This is a genomic window from Colwellia sp. 20A7 (genome assembly GCF_009832865.1).
In the GTDB taxonomy this organism is placed as follows: Bacteria; Pseudomonadota; Gammaproteobacteria; order Enterobacterales; family Alteromonadaceae; genus Colwellia.
Genome location: NZ_CP047130.1, coordinates 342,337 through 363,689, shown reverse-complemented (window position 1 = coordinate 363,689; position 21,353 = coordinate 342,337). Strand labels below are relative to the sequence as shown.

The window sequence follows — 21,353 nt, the reverse complement described above, 5'->3', positions numbered from 1 at the left end:
GTGTACAAAAAAGATATGCTTTGGTTAATAAAGGTATCTTTTTTAATTAAAACCACATTAACAAGTATCTACCTATAAAGAAATGGGTAGCTAAGGTATTCATCTTAAATTGTATGCGGTTAAACTTATTTGATTTAAATGCTCTTGATTTTATCGAGAGCAGTTTAAATATGAGTACACTTAAGCGACGGTCCTTATTAATCATTCACCTCATTTTTAATAAGATTTTGGTGTTCGTTTTATCGGGGAGATCAAAATTTCTTGTTATGTACCTTCACACGACGAATTAGAAGGACACTCGCTCATAAAGCATTAGTTGAAAAGTTTGTTTATTCAAATTTGATAAAATTTGGCGATACTAGATTACAAAAGCGATTACTTGAACCATTCTCTATATAAACACTGAAATGAATCCTAGTATGGAAAATTTTTAAATAATATACTTGTTCAAATGAGTAAGTGAATTAATTAGTTATAAATAAGGTACTAGCAACAATGATGAATACAAAAGTATACAAGTCAGTTCATGACTTGGCTGGAAGGTTGATGGAAGCAGCGGAAAGAGATGATAACAATACATTTGAATTATTATATGTTCAGCTAAATCAAATCTGTATCGACAACGAAAATACACCTAAAGACCACCCAGTACAATGGGAAACGTTGGCTGACTTTACCGAAGAGTTAGAAGACGCTTTAATTATTTATACAAAAGCACTAGAAAAATCTATCGCCATCAACTCTAAAGATCATATGTCATCAATTGGTTTTTCAATGGCTAGCCTACAGATTGAATTAGGTCAGAATGAAGCTGCCCGCACAAGTTTACAAAATGCTAAAGTAAGTGCGAATAAAATTAGCGATTTAGAACTTAAACAAGAAATTCATGATTTACTTGAAAGCTTAACGCACTAATAGTCTGCGATAGATAATGTCGGTTATAATCGACAATATCTATAAAATTATCAAATAAATAAGAGAAATACCGATTTTTAGACGTGCGGAAATTTAACCGTGATATAGGTAGGTGGTTATTATGGTTACGCGAGAAGTTTATCACAACAATTAACATTGGTTCGTCGCTTCAATCCTTTATGCTCGCAATAATCAGTTAATACATCACTGTGTCCTACTGCGCCATGAAACAACCGCCTAAAGTCTTTTGTTAACGTTAGCCAATTATCATTAGATTTTAGAACGCCATATTTATTAAATAAGGCAACTTGGAAAACAGTTTTAGCTAAATCGATACTGATAGTGGTAGAATTTTTCATGGTTTGGGCTCCTGTTGATTGGCGTCTTCACCTTAACCTATTTTGGTCAGAGGTGAGGAGTCCATACCATTGAGTGCAGCCAACTGTAATTTTTCCGTTTGAGCGCCTTGTTATTTCTCTTTTAGTTTAGCGCCACATTCTATTGTGTCTTGGATATAGACAATATCCCGAACAAATAGCCACTGGCTCGATGCCTCTTCACATACAGAGTAACCTTCACTTGAAAAGTAAGCCTCTGAAATATAGTGAAAGAGGTTGGGGGTAATAAAGATTAAAGCAAGACTAACAATCGCAATCCTCGTTAAAATAGCAGCCTGTTTCTTTGATAATACTTTCCCAATCCAACCTTCTTGAACAGCCGCGAAAGCGAGAACAGACATGCCAACACCAACACCCAGCATATAAAAGGAGCCTTTATCAAATACTACGACTTCTGACTGCGAAGTACTTAATAGAATAACTACTCGATAAAAGAACCAAAATAATGCAGCACAAGAGCCTGCAATGAAAAGTAACGCACCAATAATGCGAGTAGCTAATGATGGCTTTTCTCTATCTTCCATTACCATACTTTCCTTGAAGGTGATATATATTCCCTCAAAGCATTCCTAACCCAATTGATAGCAATTCTTTGCGCGGACTTGATGGTATGGTCGATGATTTTATTTGCAGATTTAGCAGTTGCGTTTACCGCATTTCTCTTTTGTTGAGCTAGGTAATTTTTGGCATTACTCTCTAATTCATCTAACCCAGCGATAACTCGTTTAGTGATCCCCAAGCTATTATCAGCGTACTCGAGAAGCATTGACATACCAACACCTACGACAACCACTGCTAAAATTGGTCCGATTGCAAGAGTCAAACCTCCAGCAATAACTGCAGTCCCTATTGACGCAGCTGTAGCTATGCCAACTTTTACAATATCAGTAGCTAGAGTACCAATAAGCTGAGTAAGTGTGGCTTGATCTGTCAGGAAATAATCCACAACTCGATAAGTTGACAAGAGAATTACCGTTAGAATACCGCCTTGCTTTGCTGCCGCTATTGCCCCCGTCTTTCCTAAACCAATAGAGACTACTTTCGGGTTTTTTATTCCATACTTGGTTCCAGTCAGTATAGTCCTTAAACCTGGATGGCCTTTAATTATTATATGGGGTTTACCACTGTAATTCTTTATATATGCCCTTGCACCAACGCCACCTAGATCACCAACAAGCTTAGTCATTGTTACAACATCATCGGCAGATGCATAATAACTCACTCCCGCACCTACTTTCCCTTTAATCTTTTTCCACGCCACTTGAACATTTTGATTATTACCTTTTGGCGAAGACTTAATTATTGCATCCATTTCTTCAAATGAAACAACATAAATTTCATGTTTATTTGATTGGATAATATTTTGTAAGTCTTTTTTTTCCTTTTGTGAAAACATTTCGATTCACTCCTTTGGTTGAAATTACGATAGAGAAATAACGCCCCACTAAGAGGCAAATAACAGTTGGTTAAAATAAGCGACGAAGGAGCAAAAACCAACTGTTATTTGTCCTTTTGAGTGACTTGTTATGAGTTTTTTACCCGCGGACTCTTGTTTATTTCCTTTGCGGTGATAATAGTGAAACTATGAGAGTTAACCGTTAAAATTGCATTTTTACTAATGCATTTGAAATAATGGTTTTTACCCTTCGATTCTATATCCTCAAGCGGGGTTGATAATAGGATTTCTTTTAAATAACCTTCTGTTTCAACGTCTGAAAAATGAGTGACATTTAGATTTTTTCTTATTCTCAAAAATCCTAAAGCAGTATTTTTAAAACCTTCAGTTATCGACACTTTCAAAGCTTGATTCATACTTAAACTCATAGACATAATGACTCCCCACAAAGTGCTAGCCTCTAAATTCGTGGGTTAGTTTTACAAACCAGAGCCATAATATATTTATCAACAATATAAAATAGAGGCTAGCATGAATAAACATAACATACTTTTCATTGGCTTAGATACCCATAAAGTATCTACTGAAGTTGCACACATTGAAGACCAACGTGGCGCAAAAACTGTTCATCAAGGAAAAATTAAAACAACCAAAGCAGCAATCACTAAACTTGCTCGGCAATATCAATCTAAATACCCTAATGCGACATTGCATTTTGTTTATGAAGCAGGTCCATGTGGCTATTGGATTTACCGTCTACTGACAAGTTTAGGTCATTGCTGTTATGTCGTTGCGCCATCGCTTATCCCTAAAAAACCAGGAGATAAAGTCAAAACCGATAAACGTGATGCAATGAAGTTGGCCAAACTCCTTAAAGACGAGGAGCTAACCCCGATTTATGTCCCCGAGCCTGAAGACGAAGCAATACGTGATTTATCCAGGGCAAGAGAAACCGCTATGAAAGACTTAAAAGATGCTAAATTCCAACTTAAAGGTTTATTTCTGCGCAACAACATCACCTGCAAAGTGAATGACAATTGGTCAAATCAACATTTACGTTGGCTAACTGAGTTAGTTTTGCCGCATCCAAGCCAACAAATTGTGCTGCAAGAAATGATACAAACCATTACCGAACGTATTAAGCGCGTTGAACGATTAGTTAATGAATTAGCACATCAAGCAAAACTATGGCGCTATTATCCCGTCGTTCAAGCATTGCAAGCGATGCGAGGTATTCGTTTTTTAGTCGCTGTAGGTACCATTGCTGAGTTAGGTGATTTAAGACGCTTTGACCACCCGAGAAAGCTAATGGCTTACTTAGGATTAGTTCCCAAAGAAAACTCAAGTGGGGATAATCGAAAGCTAGGCGGCATCACTAAATGTGGTAATGGCCGAGCACGTCGATTATTAATTGAAGGGGCTCAAACCTATAAGCACAACGCAAACGTGTCAACCGAGCTACAAAAGCGGCAAGAAACACTGCCTAAGGTCGTTATTGATATTGCTTGGAAAGCCCAACTAAGGCTTTGCCGACGATACAAACACCTGATGCAACGCGGTAAGCATCGTAATATTGTTGTCGCTGCCATTGCCCGTGAAATGCTCGCATATATTTGGGCGATATCACGAGAAGTAATATTAGTGCCTGTTGACCCAAGTACGCGTATTTCAAGGGTACCAGCATAATCAAAAAGTGAGTCGTAAATAAAGAAAACAACATGAAAAAGAGAAAAGATTAAATGAGAAAAAGTTTTGAGTTAGCGCATGGAGTCAAGCATCGGATGTGGCACAACCACCGAGGGCGTTAGGATGGCAATAGCCTAACGGCCATTGAACCACGAGCATAGACTGAAATTAGGTGTCACGACGGAAAAAGTAAGGTAGGCGCTGTTAGCCAATAGGTTAATAATCCACGAATATCAGCATGATAACCGACGAAATTACTTGCTTCATTCTATGCGTTAACTCACTCAACTTGAAAAGAGAAAAATCATGGCTCAAAAAAAAGCAGGATGTTTTACGGTTTAACTTGACGTGGGGAGTCATACCAACGCCTTGCTAAGAGGCAAAATATAGTTGGTTAAAATAAGCGAGGCACGTATATGGACTCCTCTTGCATAGCAAGCCGTTAATCGTAATAAATTTAAATGTATGTAGCAAGTTCACGTATATTCGGTTTCTGATGGGGAGCTACCCCGAACCTTAATGGCTTAATCCACTTACAAAGCTCCTTAACGAGTAAGAGGTATTTGAATACCGTCGTGCCTCACAGGTTTTGCCTTGCGTGCGTTGATACACTTTACATTATTATTTTACGACTGCTTATACTCGGTTAACTTAGTTACTTTTTCAAGGTTTATCAAACACTACTGAGCTAAAGGTGTTCGATATTCTTCACCACTCTTCAAAATAGCCCATGCCATTCTGACTAGCTTATTGGCGTAAGCAACCGCAGTTTTGTTTAAATGATTCTTTGATAGTTGCTCTCTTATCCAACAACTCAACCCATCTTGCTTGTCTTTAATTCGACTAACAACTGAACGTGCTCCATGAACAAGTAATGAGCGTAAACACCTATCACCTCGTTTCGTTATCCCTAATAACTTATTATTTCCACCCGTTCCTGAATGAGCAGGAACTACACCAACGCTTGCGCTGGCATCACGACCACACTTATACGCTGAGCCATCTCCCAATCTTGCATAAAGCGCACTGGCAATTATCCAAGCAACACCTGGCAACGCAATCAATCGTATACAAACAGGTACTTCCTTAGCTCTAGCAACTAATCTATTCGTTGATTCATCAATTTGACCATCCAGCAACAAAAGTTGATCGAGTAGATCCCTTAAAATAAATCGACTAGACGTCGTCAACTCATTCTCTGCATCTTCCAGGAAACATGGTAAATCTTTGCGTATTTTAGCAATACCTTTAGGAATTTTAACCCCATATTCTAGGCCTAAGCCCCTTATTCTATTTGCTGTTTGAGTGCGTTGTTTTACATAGCCTTGTCGTAGCTTAAGTAAACTTGCCAAGTCTTGCTGATCAAGGTTTTTTACTTGGACAAAATAAGTTTTAGGACGATTAATTGACTCATAAATAGCTAACGCATCGTTAGCATCATTTTTATTACCTGTGCGGTATTTTGCGGCAATATGTGCAGGAACAAGTAATACTTTATGACCACTTTGTTGAAAACGACGCCCCCAATAATGAGCGGTTCCGCATGCTTCCATGCAAATAGTTGCTTCTGGGTGCTGGGCGATAAACTGAACCATTTTAGCTTGGCTCATTTTATTATTAGATTTCATTACGCCATATTTATTAAATAAGGCAACTTGGAAAACAGTTTTAGCTAAATCGATACTGATAGTGGTAGAATTTTTCATGGTTTGGGCTCCTAATGATTCGCGTCTTCACCTTAACCTATTTGGTCAAAGGTGAGGAGTCCATACCATTGAGCAAAAAACCAACTGTATTTTGTCCTGCTTGAGCAACTTGTTATATTTTTTATTGCTCAGATTCCAGTTGAACAGCCTCTTCATGCCCACAACTATTACACTGCATAACGAGAACTAATTCATTGTCTGTTCCATGAAACTCATAGTTTAGGCTGTTGCATTCACTACATTTAGGCTCTGAATCAAACCCAAGATGTTTTAAATACAAATTTTGGAAAATAGAAACTACAGAGCAAGTGAATAACAAGCAAATCTTTGCGTCAGGAATATTTCTGTTTGGTGAATGTACTATTTCGGAAGAATGATCCCATGCGGCTTCTGCAATGGCGCGACACCTTTTTCTTAATTTAGCATTACTGCTACCTTGAGCATAAATAGCAATGACAGCATTAGAAATACCTTTAAAGTCGCTAGCTTTTAGGTCATTGTCTTTGAGAACAGTTAAGTTATCATTTACCAATACTCCTGCCAATTCAATAAGGCTTTCTCTGCAAGTAAGACCAATACTTTGAATATCTTCAGGGCCATTAACATTATTTAGTTCTTGGGACGCTAGGTTTAAACGACGGCTAATTGATTTAACATGCTCAATGTCTAATGGGAGTTCATCAATGATATGTTTAAACTCTTGGTGATGCTTAGCTTGCAACCTCTGCGTAATTCCCATATGAAATGAATAAGCTTCATCGGCCGAAAAATAATTTGCATCTTGTGAGTATAAATTCATTGGTGCTCCTTCACCTTCTACTACCCACCAAGAGCTTTCAGAAAACTTAACATTCCAAACGTTGATTTCTACACCAAGATCATCAAAAGTCTGTTCAACCTGCATATATTTAATGTTTTCTAAATCATTACTCTTTAGATATTCCGTGATCTGTTTTTCAGTTTCGATTCTATATTCAGGAGTCATTGAAAGTGCCTAAAGTTGATGCTGGTACGAAGAAAAATATAACGCCGTTTTAAGCGGCAAATTTCAGTTGGCTAAAATAAGTGAGGCACGAACAAATAGCCAACTGTAATTTGTCCGGCTTGAAAACCCTTGTTAGTTTACATTAACCCAAATTTCACCTTTATATATGTGAATATAATAAAAGTAATAATGCAAACATATCCAAATGATATTACTAAGTTTACTAAAAGAAGTAATTGCCATTTTGTATTATTAAACCCATAAGCGCTTCTCTTTTTTTTAGAAATCAGCTGGATTGATGATGGGACTAATAATATTGCAGAAATTACAATACAAGGAATAGCGGATATCATTAAACCAAAAAAGGCACCCGCTCCAGCAGATGCTGATGTTTCATAGTCAACACCACCTAAAATCCATGAGCCTAAAAAAAAGGCACTTACAGCAAATAATAACCCTAAGACTTGAGTAGATCGCATAACTATCCATGTAAACTAACGCCCTGTTAACAGGCAAAAAATAGTTGGTTAAAATTAGCGACGAAGGAGCAAAACCAACTGTTTTTTGTCCTTGTTTAACAGCTTGTTAGGCATTTATTCGCCACCCGTAACTGTTGCCTTTATAGAAAAAACTGGTGCAGGGATAGAAAAGTTAATTTCTGAAACTACCAAGTTCTTAAACTCCCCGCTTACATTAGCATTTTCTATAAACAATTTTAATGCTTTAACCTTTAGGTCTGAAACCTTATAAGGCGATAATTTTGATTCAAAGTTATTTCTTGAAAATGTTAAAACAAAATCATTCTTTTTATTTAGTTTCCAATTTTTGACCTCTTGAGGAAAAAATACATATAACTGAGGTTCAACTAAAGGGGCATCAATGTACAGAAAAACAATAAAGCCATCTGACACATAATTTAAGGGAATATGAACATTAGAGTTATCACTATTTAAAAGTGAACGCCCTTTACATTGAATCCGGCAAAATTTAACACCGTCATTCATTTCTGAAAAAGCTAAAAGATCAGTACCTAAAACGTCAAATTTTGGTTTAGCAATAAGTAAACTACGACGATTTAGGTAACTTGAAATGTAATCTTCGGCTTCATGTTCGAGTTGAGATGTATCCATACTTTCCCTAAATGCCTAACGCCATTTTAAGTGGCAAATGATAGTTGGGCTATAATCGCGAAGCGAAAGCCAACTGTTATTTGTCCGGCTTTAAAACCTTGTTATATGCAACGAAAGTATAAACAATCACTACAACAAGTTAAGCCACACGTAATAATATAACCTAACTGTGAACTTTTACGCTACACACAAAAGGTTAAGCTAAATGAATAGCGTTGCCTCCTTTGAAAAAGGAATAAAAGGCAATGCTTATTCGTGTAAACGAACACCCTACTTTAGCGTAAAACTATCCACTAAAAATCACTTTATTTAAAGCTAAATTTCATTGGCATATAACGCCCAATTAATGGGCTAAATATAGCTGGCTAAAATTGCGAGGCACGAGCACAGCCAGCTGTATGTGTCCCGTTGAATTGCTTGTTATATGGTTGATAAACTTAAACTAAAAACGCTAAAGCTACGAGTAAAAATCGGTAGTTTTAAATGCATTAAAATTTGAGCTATTTACAAACAGTAACTAATAATAGATTAACTTGTTACGTTAAAACTTACCATAAATACAAAGCTAGTTAACAACTTTAGATAAACGATTATAGCTAAAACTCGTAGCAACATTTACAAATAGTTAAGTTTATAAACGCCCTTTCCAAAAAACCAAACATCAATCGGAATATACATATAACGCCTAAATAACAGGCTAAGTAATGGTTGGCTAAAATTGTGGAGCGAAGCGAAACGTAGCCAACTGTTACGTGTCCTTGTTTATTTTCTTGTTAGCCTTCTTTGTTAGCGAGTCATTCTATTTAAGTTATACATATTGATATACTTACTTTGATTCTGTTCATCGTAATCAACAATATCAAGTTTGAATTGATGAGAATGAACGTACGCTTCACGAACCTTTATACCAAGGTTTCTACATTTTTCATAAACCTCTTTTTTTATAGCCACAGTCATTTGGCAGCCTAATATGACTGATTTTATCATTTTTGGTTCTAGAGCATAAAAATACATATTTGATTTAGGAGGCTTCGTAGCTAGATCAATAGGCAATAACAAGCGATGCTCTTGTTCATATTCCCACTCTGGTGATTTAACAAACCATGACTCAGTATCGTATTCAAGCTCACTTGGCTCAATGTAAGTTGGACGTTCAAGTGTATATTTAACTTTTCGTAACTCACCTATGTTTTGGTAGTGATCATCCATTGTTTCGCCAAAAAATTCAGTAGCATTTTTATATTTTCCAGTAAAAAAGTCAGCCGTCTTATCAAGCTCTATGCATATACCTTCATGATTATTGGCGTAGTGCGCCCACATTAAAAGATTGCTCTCTTCTGACGCAAAACATAACACTCCAATACTTGCTCTAACACCAGCTTGCGCGTCGTATGCTATATCGTAATATGCAGCCCCATCAGATAATGTGCTAGAAAGTGACATGATTAAATCATATTCTTCTTTATCTGCGGAACTTAGATAATTACCCATAACCATTTCAAATGGATCATTGAATTCGCCAAAGCGAGATAATTTCAAAAAGAAATTATCAAAGAACTCAGGTCTATATTGCATGTATTTAAATACAGAGGTCACAAATGAACACCATGTAAGAGAGAAGGCTAACGCCTTACTAAGAGGCAAAAAATAGTTTGCTAAAATGTTTGAGGCACGAAAAACAGCAAACTGTTTTTTGTCCTTTTGAGCAACTTGTTAGCACTATAATTCATCGGCTGTGCTTCTTTCTTCATAAACGGGGTAATCAAATTCTAACTCCCCATCATCGTCGATAGTAAAAAGTAAGCAATCTGCAACCTCATCGTTTACATCCATATCAGCACAACCATTATAAATATTATAATCATAGCTGTAGTCTAATTGATATTCATTGCCTTTAGCATGGGAAATATTGTCAATTCTTAACCCTGTATAGTTTGTCGCACGTTGATCAATATGAGACAAATCCGCGATAATTTCTTTTTTTAATTCATCAATATTATCTTCAATAAGTGACTTTAATGCTTCACATATTTCAGATTGATTATTTAAGTTTTCAATTTGGAAAATCATAATTTAAATTTACTCCGAAATTTGACTATAGTGCTAACAGTTTATTATGAGGCAACATACCTTCTTTCTACAAGAGAGTATTAATCGTCCATAATTTTATAATATATTCACATTACTCGATTGTTATCAGCAAATCAATTAGTTAAAAACATACCACTTGACTGGTTGATGTGTAAAAGAAGGCATTTTGCCTTCTTTCTTGTAGAAAGAAGGAATCATACTAAGCTGTATTTATATACAGCTACATTTAAGCAGCAATAAAATCAAAGTAATTGACCAATATTACTTTGAAAAAAATCCAAGAAAATGCGGGTTTTCATCGCAACATTTCTACTTTGATACAGCACGCTTAAACGTTGCGCAGTCGGTTTTTTAGTTAATGATAAACGTTGTAGCTGCTCTTTTTGAGACGAAGACTGTAAAACATAATCAGCAAGCTTACACAAACCAAGATTTTTCTGAGTCGCCTGTAAACGCATTTCAGGACTAGAAAGTGTAATGCGGTTCTGACCATAAACAGCTTGTAACTTATTATTATCACGAAAAAACCATGGCTGGCCATCTTCCGATAGAATACAGGGATATTGAGATAAATCTTCTGGCGTTTTAATGTTGCGCGTATCAAATTCTGATGACGCATAAATAGATTGAGGAAAACTTAACAGTTCTTTTCCTATCCAATTAGATGCTGGTAATGTCTGCTCGTGCAACACAAAACATAAGTCGTAATGATGATCAAATTCAGGCATTGCTGCTGAGTAATGTTGACAGTTCAAGGCTATTTTTGGATATAACTGCACAAAGTCTACAATCAACGTACTGATCACTTTATTGAAGAATTCTAACGGTAATAGAATATTCAAATTACCTTGTGGCTGGTCTATCAATGAGCCAATTTTCTCTTCCACTTTGCTCAACGCATCAATGTGGTTTTTACAAGCACAATAAAGTAAGCGCCCGCTTTCTGTTAACGTTTGGTTACGTGTAGTACGTATCAATAGCTCACTACCTAACTTATCTTCTAACTGCGCTAGCCGCCTACTTAATGTTGATTTAGGCATGTTGAGTTTTTTGGCGCCAGCGGTGAAAGTCCCGGCTTCTACTAATACAACAAAAAGTAATAGATCATCTAAATTAGTTATCATTAAACATCACTGTTTCATTTATGGAACAATAGTTCTCATTAAACACGGCTAATCAAGTTAATACAACTTGAATATACTTCGGTTTGTAAATTTATTTGGAAACCTATTTGTAAACTTAAGGAATAAAAAATGACTGTTCAAACACAATTAAATACCGTTAAAGCCATCACTGCAGAAGAATATGAAACAGAGGTACTGCAATTTGAAGGAGATATTCTGGTTGATTTTTACGCCCCTTGGTGTGGGCCGTGTAAAATGATTGCGCCTGTAGTAGAGCAAATAGCACAAGAAAACGAAAGCCTTAAAGTAGTTAAAATTGACGCAGATAATAGTCAAGAGCTAATGATAAAATATGGTATTAGAGGTCTTCCAACACTGTTGTTATTAAAAAATGGAGAGCCAATTGCAACCAATGTAGGGGCTTCATCGGTCAGTAAAATTAGAGCTTTCGTTAATCAATAAGTTAAGGCTAACCAAGTGTTCATTTTTATCTTGGTTAGCATCCAACCTTTAGAAAAAGCTAACCTTTCATTTTATATTATCTTTTATTGATATAGTTCAATATAAATTTGAGCGACGGTCCTTGTTAATTTTACTGAAAACAATCTAGCTTTCTCCATATAAAGAAAGCATTGCAGATATATCACCGCTATCAGCAATACGAAGGGCTTGAATATACTTTGATCTAGTTTCTGTCATTGTATCCAATGCTTTTCCTCTCCAGTTTATAGGGGTATGTCAAATGCTTTCTTGGCAATGAGATCTGCGTAGATTCTAGAAAATCGACCATTACCATTTGGGAAAGGGTGTATTTTTACAAGTTGATGATGAAACCTTAAAATGGATTCGTGTGCCGGATACGTATCAAACTCAATCCAAGCAGAACAATCGTCAAGTAAGTTTCTTAAATTTACAGATATTTGAAAAGGGTCATCACCAATATTCTTCTCTGTTAATCTAATCGTCCCAGCCCATTTCCAAACGTCTTTAAACAGTGCTTTATGTAAATTTAAAGCAAAATTAATCGTTAACACATCCTCTCGGTTACTGTTTTTCTTTAGCCAAAGTAAACCATTTACAATATTAGCTTGTTCTAATTCGTCGAGTTGATTCCGTGTAGTAATATGTTTGAATTTCAAACCTGATAATTCATCGGGATCTAATGGGGTAGCTCCTTCGATACTGTCGTTAGTGATCATTAGTTTCCCCCAAAAACCATTCAGGCATTTCTTTTATTAGCTTATTAGATAATTCATCAACTTGTGATTCTATTTGCGCTTTTGTCGTACCTTGCTCTTCAAGTTGCATATGCACACTGGCGTTTTTCAGTAAGGTAAGCGCATGAAGACGGGCTTTATTTTTAATAAGGTTTTTAATTTCATCCTTTGGCACAATAGCATAGTGAAGATCACAACCCATAGCATGAGCAGTGTCTCTTAATTTATTAAGGGTTAACGTTCCGTCAACTTCTGCTTTTTCTATACGGTAAAGCTCACTTGATTTTATACCGGCATTGTTCATGATGATTTTTGCAGGCATTTGTAGTGCTTTTCTATTTGTGCGAAGCCATCCTTCTGGAGGCATTTTCAATTTTGATACTTGTTTTGCTGCCGCATCAATAATTTCTTGATATTGCTTGATAACAATATATTTTATACTCATGTTAACACCGTAAAATTATCCATATACAAGGAACAAAAACCAATAAATCCCACCTTTACATGGAACTTTATGGATAACAAATACATATATATATGGACTTAAAATACTATTAATCCATATATATGTATAAAATATAACTGTATATTACACAAAAATAATCCTTACTTCAAAGTAAAACCGTCAAGTTATACCATTTATTAAGTTCTGAACTTGTGGTTGTCTGACGATAGAATACTTTCTTGCGAGCTTTGCATTTAATTTATACTTACGCTTGTTATTAAGTGTAACGTACATCATAAAAATTCAGGGTTAACAATGTCGACCGTCTATAAAACACCTTAAAACAAAAAATAACAACATAAGCGAAATAGCGATTCAAAATAGCTTTAATTATTTCTTATACGTGCGAAAAATCAACTGTGATATCGGTAGCTGGTTATTATAATTGAGTGGTTACAGTTAACTCGCTAAACTAGAAGTCATCTTTGAGCGACTGTCACTTTTAACTTTTAACTTTTAATTAATGTACCTTCTAATTAATTGTATTAGCTCTTACGGATAAGAACATTTTATTGATCTAATTCAAGCAAATTAAAAACTATTTCATTACAATACATCCATAATACCCGAGTAAATTACTCAAGAATTTTACAAGGTAACAATGATGCAAATTACCGACCTAGAAAAAGAGCAAAAAATCACACCACTATTACGTTTAGGCTTTCGCCCATTTTTTCTTAGTGGTGCTATTTTCAGTATGGTTGCAGTCACACTTTGGCTATTAATGTATAAAGGCACAATCACTTTATTACCTTTGGGTGGAGGTTATTGGTGGCATATTCACGAAATGATTTTTGGTTTTGGCTGTGCAATTATTGCAGGTTTTTTACTTACCGCTGTACAAAACTGGACTGGAACCCGTGGTGCTCAAGGTACTACCTTACTGATTTTGTTTTTAATTTGGCTCATGGGTCGTATTGCCCTGCTGTTTCCTGCCATATTAGGCAATACATTAACAACGATTATTGATTTAAGCTTTTTACCTGCCGTTGCTTTTGTTTTAGCAAAACCACTGATAGCGATTAAACAATATCGCAATTTATTTTTTGTGCCTGTACTACTATTGTTTTCTATTGCCAATTTAGAAATGCATTTAGCAATTTATTATCCTGACACCTTTACCATCAATTATTCGGCATACGCGGGCGTGATGCTAGTTACTTTTTTAATGTCAGTAATGGCGGGGCGCGTTACGCCTATGTTTACTGCTAACGGTACTAATACGCCTAAAGTAAACCCTTTACCATGGTTAGATTTGCTCACTAATGGCAGTTTAGGTATAGCAATGTTGTATTTGTTATTAGAGCCTGTTCTCGGCTTTGCTGATTTGAGTTTTGGCGTATTATTAATTATTGCAGGGCTGTTTCAAACAATGCGCTGGTTAAGATGGAAACCTTGGTTAACGCTTGAAGTACCACTATTATGGTCTTTACATATCTCAATTAAATTTATTGCTTATGGGTTAATCATTTTAGGCGCTAGTTACTTAACGACTGAAATACCAAGTAATCATATTTGGCATTTGATCACTATTGGCGGCATGGGTGGTTTAATTTTAGCTATGATATCAAGGGTGTCATTAGGCCATACAGGTCGTCCATTATCTCCTCCAAAAGCAATGACATTGGCTTATATATTCATAACACTGGCTGCACTTATTCGTGCTATTGGTCCCTGGATTGCGCCTGAAAAAACGCTATTATTTATCGATATTAGTGGGTCTTTTTGGCTATTAGCCTTTGGAATATTTGTAGTAACTTATGCGCCTATGTTAATGCGCGCTAGAAAAGATGGTCGCCCTGGATAAAACAACGTAGCCTTATTAATGCTAAGTGGCGAAAAACTGCTAACATGCAAGATAACAATAAAGACAAAAAAGACAATAGGAAATAATTCAATTTGAAAGCCGTTTTTTTAGATAGTAAAACTTTTAGCGCAAACATATCTTTTGCGACAATAGAGCAAGAAGTTACTAACCTTACTTGCTACCCAACAACGACAACAGAGCAGATACTTGAACGCTGTATAGATGCTGAGATTATTATCACTAATAAAGTAGTTTTTACCGCTGAAATGTTAGCGCAACTACCACAGTTGAAATTAATTTGTATCGCTGCTACCGGGTATAACAATATTGATATCAACGCGGCAAACCAACACAATATTGCTGTTACCAATGTTAGTGGGTATGCTGGTAATTCTATTGCGCAATATGTCTTTGCTCAAATACTTGAGTATTATCAACAAACATCTCACCATAATAGCAATACAGCTCAGGGGCATTGGCAAAAAAGTGATACTTTTTGCTATCATGGCAATGCTATTACCGAGCTTTCAGGTAAAACCTTAGCCGTTATTGGCTACGGATGTTTAGGAAAAACGGTTGTGGATCTTGCTACGGCATTTAATATGAAGGTATTAATTAGCGAACGACCAGGTAGTACGACAGTGCGCCAAGGAAGAGTTAGCTTTGAACAAGCAATAGCACAAGCAGATATTATCAGCCTACATTGCCCACAAACTAAAGAAACAACCAACTTAATTAATAAAAATGTATTAGCGAACATGAAAGCTAATGCGTTGTTAATTAATACGGCACGTGGACCATTAGTGAATAGCATTGATTTACTGGCTGCGTTAAAAACTAAACAAATAGCTTACGCTGTGCTTGATGTATTAGAGCAAGAGCCACCACCTGCTGATCACCCATTATTACTTGCCTTAAAAGAAAACAGTGTAGATAATTTAAAAATTACTGCCCATATTGCTTGGGCAAGTAATGAATCACAACAACGATTAATTGACTTGCTTAGCGAGAATATTGCCGCCTTTAAACAAGATGAAAAGTTAAGTCGCCTCGACAACCTTTAATTGACCTAAAGTTAATTAACTTACAATTAATTAACTTAAAATCAATGACCTAAAATTAATTAGCCTAGAAATAGTTATCTTTGATCATACCGTAATGAAAATATCCCCATTGCCCTACTCTGCGTAATGGGGCAAAGGGGAATTTAGGTAACGCCGTGTTATATAAAGGCAGGTTTGGTAATGTTTTTCCTACCACCTTCTCGGCTAAACGTTTACCTGCTTGTACCGAAAATGACACACCGCTGCCACAATAGCCCATGGCATAAAAAATATTTTCATTTTTAGTACCTTTTTCACCTTGGTAAATATGCGGTAAATCATCAAGTGCCATACAAATCCAACCTGACCAAGCATAGTCAATATTCAATGCAGTAAGCGCTGGAAAACTGGTTTTTAACACCGATAACAATCGTTGAGCATAATAAGGATCATCAGCACTTTTACCTGTAATAGCACCTCTTCCGCCAAATAAAATACGGTTATCAGGTAGTTTTCGATAATAGTACTTTAGTGCGCGTGTATCCATCACCACATTACTCGTTAAAAAGTTACACGCCGCTAATTGCTCGGCCGATAACGGCTCAGTAACTATAATCTGTGACAATACAGGTAAGGTTCTATTCGTTATTAAAGGATGAAACCCTTTAGGTGTATATCCATTAGTGGCAATAACTATTTTTTTAGCTTTTACAGTGCCTTGCGGCGTAGTAAGCACAATATCCTGTCCAGCTTGATGCTTTGCTTTACTTTGTGCAAACTGTACTGGTGTTGACGTATGTACTTTTACGCCCGCTTGACGTGCTAACTTTTGATAACCCCACGCTAATTTAAGCGGGTTTAACCCAAAACCATCTTGATAGCGAATAGCGCCATAGGCATTTTCATCGGCCATAAAATTCTGATGTAATTCACTTTTTGAGAGTACTTGTACATCATAATTAAACATTTTTTTCTGCAATGTCGCCTGTGTTTGCAGTGACTTAAACATCTTAGGATTATGCGCAACTTTAATATAACCGGCCTCTTGTTGGTCGCAATCAATCCCTTCGCTAATTAAGCTATTAACGGTTTCTACACCTGCGCACATTTCTTGATAAATACCACGCATAACTTCCTCACCCCATTGCTTTTGCATTGTAGTGTAAGGTTTTCTGCCAGATGATTTTAAAATAAAGCCAGCATTTCTACCGCTACATCCCCACGCTGTTTGATTCGCTTCAAATATATGTGCCTGAACACCATGTTCGCGCGCCAAATGTAGCGCACAAGAAAGTCCGGTATAACCCGCTCCTATTATGGCAACGTCAATTGTAATATCTTTAGTAAGCGGTCCGTCATCTTCAGGTTTATTCTCGCTATGCCCTCCAGAAACATCTGCCCAATAACTATTAGGATAATGAATACCACAACCAGGTGAATCATCTAACATTGGATCGTACATCTTTCATTCTCTCAATTACTGAAATTTACTAGCTGTCTCATAGACACTCATTGTCGATCACTCTAATCTGACTAGGTAAATTAACTCTTACTCTATATGAGCATTAAGCATGAATACACTTTATATTATAGCGAGATGATTTTGTTATTTTTTATTTATTTGCGGTATGATCGCTATACTCACAAAAGCAAGTGTGAGCTTATCGATAAACCTTAATGCGGAGTTTTTATAAATATTATGCCACATGTTAGTTACGAAAAATTAACACCACAATACTTCAAACAGGTTATTCATTTAGCTAATGAAGTACATGGTGATGGCTACCTCAATGAAGAAAGCATCGCCGATTGGGCTTCTCGTGGCATAAGTAAAAGTGAAAACTGTTGTTATGTCGCATTATGGAGTTCAGATGCGAGCCCTGAGAAAACAGAGCTCGATAAAAAACTTATTGGTTTTCGGATTACTTTTGCGCCAGAGCATTGGAATATAGATCAATGGTATAGCCCAGAGTTATGGCAAGTACCTAAAGAGCAATGCTGTTACTTCAAGTGTAATACTGTAGATGAAGCGTATCGTGGTTTAGGTATAGGAAAAGCATTATTACAACTCTCTATTCAAACAGCTAAAAAGCAAGGCGCTCAAGCTGGAATATCACACCTTTGGAAACAGAGCCCTAATAATAGCGCTGTCGCTTACTTTACGCATTGCGGTGGGGAATTAGTTAAATCTCACCCAGATAAATGGAACGAAGACAGTAAGCAGGGGTATAACTGTACTCTGTGTGGGTATGACTGTCATTGTGAAGCTGCGGAAATGATTATTTATTTTAAATAACGCCATTCCAACCCGCTAAATCAATTTATTTGAAGCACTATATCTGCTGAAAGGATTTGAACTTGTCGCAACTCTTCGACAGAAAGCGCGCCATAAAATCTAGGGTAACTCCAACCATAACCCCATCGAAAACTTGTTGGTAAATAAGGTGTACCACCCACCCTGACCCCCGCTAACATCAGTGCAGCAATAGTAGGCTCGCCTACTTGTGTTACACACATTTTTAAACGGTTATCCGATGCTAATCGTTGTTGATAGGTGCCTCCTTGCCAATAATCAAAATCATGTCGTTGGCAACAGGTTAACCACAATTTCTTTTGTGCAAAAGTACCGTCAGGAAATGCACTACAGCCATCACTTGTAAAAGGCTTTAACGTGTCAGCGCCTACAACAGCAGCCAAACTCGCTAACATAAAAGTCATAAGAATACGTATCAACATGCTAACGCACACTTTTCATTAATGCTGCTAACCGCACAATTTTGATATTAGATAATTGGCGATAATCAAAATAAGGACAAACAATAACACCTGCTTGCTGGTTAATCGCAAACTCATCATCAAGCCAAGTCAGTGGTGCCGTTAATAGTTGTGAATTAACTAACGACTTAGCATAGGTTCTTCCCATAATAATATGGATAACTTTTTCGTGTGAAAAGGCTGTTTGGTTATGACTCGATAAAATCGGTGCATTGAATAATAATGCGGTATTGGAATGGGCTTGTAATAAAAAGCTGTCCCTATACTCTTGCCATGTAGGGGCTAATTTTTTGAAAGAAAAAAGTTCTGTGTCTAAGCTATAGAGTAGCTTTGCGTAAACATTAAAAACCTTACGCCAGCCGTTACCGCAATGTTGCACTATATTAGCAATATCACCTGAGCTAAGCGTAGTTAATTGACTTAACTCTTGATATTGTTCCATTGGTGGCTGATTACCAATATATACCGCTATGCTACAACACTTGTCCCCAAAACCAACATTTTGAGTAGCGTTAAGCATTCAAACACCAATCTATTGGAGCGACACCTTGCGCTACCAACCAATTATTTGCTTTGGAAAAAGGCTGACTGCCAAAAAAACCGCGATAAGCGGATAGCGGTGAAGGATGAGGACCGTTTAATATAAGGTGTTTTGCGTTATCAATATTGCGTCCTTTCTTTTGTGCGTGAGCGCCCCAAAGAATAAAAACACAGCCCTTATTGTGTCGATTAATTTGTTCAATTATTTTGTCGGTAAAAATTTCCCAGCCTAACTTAGCATGTGAATGCGCCATGCCTTGCTGTACGGTCAGCACAGTGTTTAATAATAAAACACCTTGTTCGGCCCAAGCGGTTAAATTACCGTGTTTCGGCGTAACAAAACCATCAACATCGGTAGTTAATTCTTTGTATATATTCACTAATGAAGGTGGGACTTTGACGCCAGACTGAACCGAAAAAGCTAAACCATGAGCTTGAGGAATGTCATCAGGCATACCTTGTTTTAAGGCCGCTTTTCCTGAAACACCATGATAGGGATCTTGCCCCAACACAACCACTTTTACATCCGCTAAGTCTGAAAATTCAAACGCACAAAAAACATCTTTTTCTTCAGGAAAAATAGTGATTCCCTGTGCTCTTTGATGAGTAATTTCAGCCTGTAGCTGGCAATAGTAATCTTGCAATTGTTCTTGCTTAATTATCTGCTGCCAGTGAGCTTTGATCATAATAAACGCTTATTTCAGTGGGTTACTTTAAAAGATAAGCACGTAAGTCTGCAAAGTCAGTACTCATATCTTGCGATAAGATTGGCTCGCCTGCGCAGTCTGCTAGTTCTTTTGGTAAACCTAAAGGTTGGCCTAAAATACTTTCAACCACATCTTTAAATTTAGCTGGGTGAGCAGTACCTAAGAAAACACCAAACTCACCTTCTTCAGCACTATGTTTTAATGCTTTATAAGCAATAGCTGCATGTGGTTCGCTAATATAACCTAACTTACCTAAGCCAATAACTGTAGATTGTGTTTGCTCTTCATCAATTGAAACCGATGTTACACAGCCATCTTCAACAATACCTGACTTAAGCATGTGTTCTACACGCGGCCAGTTATTAGGGTTACTCACATCCATTGCGTTAGAAATAGTAGCAACCGTGGTATGAGGGGTCCACTCACCTGTTTCTAAATAACGTGGCACAGTATCATTTAAGTTAGTTGCGGCAATAAAACGCTTAATTGGTAAGCCCATTGCTTTAGCAAACAAACCAGCAGTTAAGTTACCAAAGTTACCGCTTGGAATAGAAAAAACAATATTTTCTAAATCGCTTTTAGCACGAGAAAGCTGAGCAACAGCTTCAAAGTAATAACAAATTTGCGCTAGTAAACGGCTAATATTGATTGAATTAGCAGAGTTTAAACCAATAGTATTCGCTAATTCTTTATCATCAAAAGATTTTTTAACTAATGCTTGGCAGTCATCGAAATCACCATCAACCATCAATGTTTCAATGTTACCGCCCAAGGTAGTAAACATCTTTTCTTGTAGTAGTGAAATTTTGCCTTTAGGGTACATAATTACTACACGGATATTATCAATACCATGAAAAGCATGAGCAACAGCAGCACCAGTATCACCGGAAGTAGCCGTTAGTATTGTTAACGGTTTCGTTTCACCTGTCGCTTTAGCATCTTTGGCAACAAATACTTGTAAGCATTTCGCCATAAAACGTGCACCAAAATCTTTAAACGCTAACGTTGGTCCATGAAATAATTCTAAAATAGCACGATCATTACTAATAGGTTGTAACACAGCAGGAAAATTGAAAGCATCAGTAACAATTTCAGTTAATTCAGCTTCACTGAGATCTTCTTCTACAAAAGGATGTAATATTTTAACGCTACGCTCAACTAATGGTAGTGCTAATAATTCATCAATATTGTCAAATTTAGGCATAGTTTCAGGAAAGAATAATCCCTGATTTTTACCTAAACCTTGTTTAACTGCTTGAGCAAAACTTACTTGCTCGTCATTTTCTTTTAAATTATAAAATTTCACTGTTTTATCCTACTAATTCTTA

At 36.6% G+C, this 21,353-nt stretch carries 24 protein-coding genes; 6 read left to right on the top strand and 18 right to left on the bottom strand.

Going from position 1 to position 21,353, the window contains the following annotated elements; translation table 11 throughout:
- Positions 1-495 precede the first annotated feature (495 nt).
- Complete coding sequence (locus GQS55_RS01555) at positions 496-915, top strand: tetratricopeptide repeat protein (RefSeq protein WP_159817308.1); 420 nt, start codon at positions 496-498, stop codon at positions 913-915.
- Between the two features lie 125 nt (positions 916-1,040).
- On the opposite strand, the gene GQS55_RS01550 is transcribed toward GQS55_RS01555, so the two are convergent.
- The 4 genes from GQS55_RS01550 to GQS55_RS01535 all read right to left on the bottom strand — a co-directional run bounded on the left by GQS55_RS01550 (position 1,041) and on the right by GQS55_RS01535 (position 3,143).
- Entirely contained in the window at positions 1,041-1,274 is a 234-nt protein-coding gene (locus GQS55_RS01550) for a hypothetical protein (protein ID WP_159817306.1), read from the bottom strand.
- A 110-nt stretch (positions 1,275-1,384) separates the two neighbouring features.
- Positions 1,385-1,837: a hypothetical protein gene (locus GQS55_RS01545; protein WP_159817304.1), complete on the bottom strand. Its 453-nt coding sequence runs from the start codon at positions 1,835-1,837 to the stop codon at positions 1,385-1,387.
- Complete coding sequence (locus GQS55_RS01540; protein ID WP_159817302.1) at positions 1,837-2,709, bottom strand: hypothetical protein; 873 nt, start codon at positions 2,707-2,709, stop codon at positions 1,837-1,839. Before GQS55_RS01540 ends, GQS55_RS01545 begins: the two co-directional genes overlap by 1 nt.
- 128 nt (positions 2,710-2,837) lie before the next feature.
- Positions 2,838-3,143, bottom strand: a complete 306-nt coding sequence (locus tag GQS55_RS01535) for a DUF3781 domain-containing protein (protein ID WP_236559725.1) — start codon at positions 3,141-3,143, stop codon at positions 2,838-2,840.
- Between the two features lie 97 nt (positions 3,144-3,240).
- Between GQS55_RS01535 and GQS55_RS01530 the strand changes: the two genes are divergently transcribed.
- Positions 3,241-4,395: an IS110 family transposase gene (locus tag GQS55_RS01530; protein WP_159817300.1), complete on the top strand. Its 1,155-nt coding sequence runs from the start codon at positions 3,241-3,243 to the stop codon at positions 4,393-4,395.
- A gap of 680 nt (positions 4,396-5,075) precedes the next feature.
- On the opposite strand, the gene GQS55_RS01525 is transcribed toward GQS55_RS01530, so the two are convergent.
- The 7 genes from GQS55_RS01525 to GQS55_RS01495 form a co-directional block, all read right to left on the bottom strand.
- Positions 5,076-6,101, bottom strand: a complete 1,026-nt coding sequence (locus GQS55_RS01525) for an IS110 family transposase (protein ID WP_159817298.1) — start codon at positions 6,099-6,101, stop codon at positions 5,076-5,078.
- 121 nt (positions 6,102-6,222) lie between these two features.
- The gene (locus tag GQS55_RS01520; RefSeq protein WP_159817296.1) at positions 6,223-7,086 is read right to left on the bottom strand and encodes a hypothetical protein; all 864 of its coding nucleotides are present in this window, start codon (positions 7,084-7,086) and stop codon (positions 6,223-6,225) included.
- A gap of 137 nt (positions 7,087-7,223) precedes the next feature.
- Positions 7,224-7,565: a hypothetical protein gene (locus tag GQS55_RS01515; protein ID WP_159817294.1), complete on the bottom strand. Its 342-nt coding sequence runs from the start codon at positions 7,563-7,565 to the stop codon at positions 7,224-7,226.
- 114 nt (positions 7,566-7,679) lie between these two features.
- Positions 7,680-8,216, bottom strand: a complete 537-nt coding sequence (locus tag GQS55_RS01510) for a hypothetical protein (RefSeq protein ID WP_201294548.1) — start codon at positions 8,214-8,216, stop codon at positions 7,680-7,682.
- Positions 8,217-9,002: 786 nt separating this feature from the next.
- Positions 9,003-9,812: a DUF2971 domain-containing protein gene (locus tag GQS55_RS01505; protein WP_159817292.1), complete on the bottom strand. Its 810-nt coding sequence runs from the start codon at positions 9,810-9,812 to the stop codon at positions 9,003-9,005.
- A 123-nt stretch (positions 9,813-9,935) separates the two neighbouring features.
- On the bottom strand, positions 9,936-10,286 hold the full coding sequence (locus tag GQS55_RS01500; RefSeq protein ID WP_159817290.1) for a hypothetical protein: 351 nt from the start codon (positions 10,284-10,286) through the stop codon (positions 9,936-9,938).
- 263 nt (positions 10,287-10,549) lie between these two features.
- Positions 10,550-11,431, bottom strand: coding sequence for a LysR family transcriptional regulator (locus GQS55_RS01495; RefSeq protein ID WP_159817288.1), 882 nt, complete (start codon positions 11,429-11,431; stop codon positions 10,550-10,552).
- A 129-nt stretch (positions 11,432-11,560) separates the two neighbouring features.
- Between GQS55_RS01495 and trxA the strand changes: the two genes are divergently transcribed.
- Positions 11,561-11,893 carry a thioredoxin gene (gene trxA, locus GQS55_RS01490; protein WP_159817286.1) on the top strand — a complete coding sequence of 111 codons (333 nt, stop codon included), beginning with the start codon at positions 11,561-11,563 and terminating at the stop codon, positions 11,891-11,893.
- 263 nt (positions 11,894-12,156) lie between these two features.
- On the opposite strand, the gene GQS55_RS01485 is transcribed toward trxA, so the two are convergent.
- Positions 12,157-12,630 carry a mobile mystery protein B gene (locus GQS55_RS01485; protein WP_236559724.1) on the bottom strand — a complete coding sequence of 158 codons (474 nt, stop codon included), beginning with the start codon at positions 12,628-12,630 and terminating at the stop codon, positions 12,157-12,159.
- Positions 12,620-13,093, bottom strand: coding sequence for a hypothetical protein (locus GQS55_RS01480; RefSeq protein WP_159817284.1), 474 nt, complete (start codon positions 13,091-13,093; stop codon positions 12,620-12,622). The genes GQS55_RS01485 and GQS55_RS01480 overlap by 11 nt, the downstream gene beginning before the upstream one ends.
- A 664-nt stretch (positions 13,094-13,757) precedes the next feature.
- On the opposite strand from GQS55_RS01480, the gene GQS55_RS01475 reads away from it, so the two are divergent.
- Together GQS55_RS01475 and GQS55_RS01470 are read left to right on the top strand one after the other, a co-directional pair.
- The gene (locus GQS55_RS01475; protein WP_236559723.1) at positions 13,758-14,960 is read left to right on the top strand and encodes an NnrS family protein; all 1,203 of its coding nucleotides are present in this window, start codon (positions 13,758-13,760) and stop codon (positions 14,958-14,960) included.
- A 92-nt stretch (positions 14,961-15,052) separates the two neighbouring features.
- On the top strand, positions 15,053-16,024 hold the full coding sequence (locus GQS55_RS01470) for a D-2-hydroxyacid dehydrogenase (RefSeq protein WP_159817280.1): 972 nt from the start codon (positions 15,053-15,055) through the stop codon (positions 16,022-16,024).
- Positions 16,025-16,088: 64 nt separating this feature from the next.
- Here GQS55_RS01470 and GQS55_RS01465 read toward each other — a convergent pair whose 3' ends face one another.
- Entirely contained in the window at positions 16,089-17,465 is a 1,377-nt protein-coding gene (locus GQS55_RS01465) for an NAD(P)/FAD-dependent oxidoreductase (protein WP_159817278.1), read from the bottom strand.
- A gap of 237 nt (positions 17,466-17,702) precedes the next feature.
- On the opposite strand from GQS55_RS01465, the gene GQS55_RS01460 reads away from it, so the two are divergent.
- A complete protein-coding gene (locus tag GQS55_RS01460; RefSeq protein WP_159817276.1) occupies positions 17,703-18,299 on the top strand; it encodes a GNAT family N-acetyltransferase in 597 nt (198 codons plus the stop codon).
- A gap of 20 nt (positions 18,300-18,319) precedes the next feature.
- On the opposite strand, the gene GQS55_RS01455 is transcribed toward GQS55_RS01460, so the two are convergent.
- The 4 genes from GQS55_RS01455 to thrC are packed head-to-tail and all read right to left on the bottom strand — an operon-like array spanning position 18,320 to position 21,331.
- A complete protein-coding gene (locus GQS55_RS01455) occupies positions 18,320-18,739 on the bottom strand; it encodes a hypothetical protein (protein ID WP_159817274.1) in 420 nt (139 codons plus the stop codon).
- 1 nt (position 18,740) lies between these two features.
- Entirely contained in the window at positions 18,741-19,298 is a 558-nt protein-coding gene (locus GQS55_RS01450) for a DUF6942 family protein (RefSeq protein WP_159817272.1), read from the bottom strand.
- The gene (gene ung, locus GQS55_RS01445) at positions 19,291-20,004 is read right to left on the bottom strand and encodes a uracil-DNA glycosylase (protein ID WP_159817270.1); all 714 of its coding nucleotides are present in this window, start codon (positions 20,002-20,004) and stop codon (positions 19,291-19,293) included. The genes GQS55_RS01450 and ung overlap by 8 nt, the downstream gene beginning before the upstream one ends.
- Before the next feature lie 22 nt (positions 20,005-20,026).
- Complete coding sequence (gene thrC, locus GQS55_RS01440) at positions 20,027-21,331, bottom strand: threonine synthase (protein WP_159817268.1); 1,305 nt, start codon at positions 21,329-21,331, stop codon at positions 20,027-20,029.
- Positions 21,332-21,353 lie beyond the last annotated feature (22 nt).

Bases quoted from the DNA above. Each gene is read 5' to 3' on its own strand.
- GQS55_RS01555 (WP_159817308.1), top strand. From the start codon at position 496: ATGATGAATACAAAAGTATACAAGTCAGTTCATGACTTGGCTGGAAGG.
- GQS55_RS01550 (WP_159817306.1), bottom strand. From the start codon at position 1,274: ATGAAAAATTCTACCACTATCAGTATCGATTTAGCTAAAACTGTTTTC.
- GQS55_RS01545 (WP_159817304.1), bottom strand. From the start codon at position 1,837: ATGGAAGATAGAGAAAAGCCATCATTAGCTACTCGCATTATTGGTGCG.
- GQS55_RS01540 (WP_159817302.1), bottom strand. From the start codon at position 2,709: ATGTTTTCACAAAAGGAAAAAAAAGACTTACAAAATATTATCCAATCA.
- GQS55_RS01535 (WP_236559725.1), bottom strand. From the start codon at position 3,143: ATGTCTATGAGTTTAAGTATGAATCAAGCTTTGAAAGTGTCGATAACT.
- GQS55_RS01530 (WP_159817300.1), top strand. From the start codon at position 3,241: ATGAATAAACATAACATACTTTTCATTGGCTTAGATACCCATAAAGTA.
- GQS55_RS01525 (WP_159817298.1), bottom strand. From the start codon at position 6,101: ATGAAAAATTCTACCACTATCAGTATCGATTTAGCTAAAACTGTTTTC.
- GQS55_RS01520 (WP_159817296.1), bottom strand. From the start codon at position 7,086: ATGACTCCTGAATATAGAATCGAAACTGAAAAACAGATCACGGAATAT.
- GQS55_RS01515 (WP_159817294.1), bottom strand. From the start codon at position 7,565: ATGCGATCTACTCAAGTCTTAGGGTTATTATTTGCTGTAAGTGCCTTT.
- GQS55_RS01510 (WP_201294548.1), bottom strand. From the start codon at position 8,216: ATGGATACATCTCAACTCGAACATGAAGCCGAAGATTACATTTCAAGT.
- GQS55_RS01500 (WP_159817290.1), bottom strand. From the start codon at position 10,286: ATGATTTTCCAAATTGAAAACTTAAATAATCAATCTGAAATATGTGAA.
- GQS55_RS01495 (WP_159817288.1), bottom strand. From the start codon at position 11,431: ATGATAACTAATTTAGATGATCTATTACTTTTTGTTGTATTAGTAGAA.
- trxA (WP_159817286.1), top strand. From the start codon at position 11,561: ATGACTGTTCAAACACAATTAAATACCGTTAAAGCCATCACTGCAGAA.
- GQS55_RS01485 (WP_236559724.1), bottom strand. From the start codon at position 12,630: ATGATCACTAACGACAGTATCGAAGGAGCTACCCCATTAGATCCCGAT.
- GQS55_RS01480 (WP_159817284.1), bottom strand. From the start codon at position 13,093: ATGAGTATAAAATATATTGTTATCAAGCAATATCAAGAAATTATTGAT.
- GQS55_RS01475 (WP_236559723.1), top strand. From the start codon at position 13,758: ATGCAAATTACCGACCTAGAAAAAGAGCAAAAAATCACACCACTATTA.
- GQS55_RS01465 (WP_159817278.1), bottom strand. From the start codon at position 17,465: ATGTACGATCCAATGTTAGATGATTCACCTGGTTGTGGTATTCATTAT.
- GQS55_RS01460 (WP_159817276.1), top strand. From the start codon at position 17,703: ATGCCACATGTTAGTTACGAAAAATTAACACCACAATACTTCAAACAG.
- GQS55_RS01455 (WP_159817274.1), bottom strand. From the start codon at position 18,739: ATGTTGATACGTATTCTTATGACTTTTATGTTAGCGAGTTTGGCTGCT.
- GQS55_RS01450 (WP_159817272.1), bottom strand. From the start codon at position 19,298: ATGCTTAACGCTACTCAAAATGTTGGTTTTGGGGACAAGTGTTGTAGC.
- ung (WP_159817270.1), bottom strand. From the start codon at position 20,004: ATGATCAAAGCTCACTGGCAGCAGATAATTAAGCAAGAACAATTGCAA.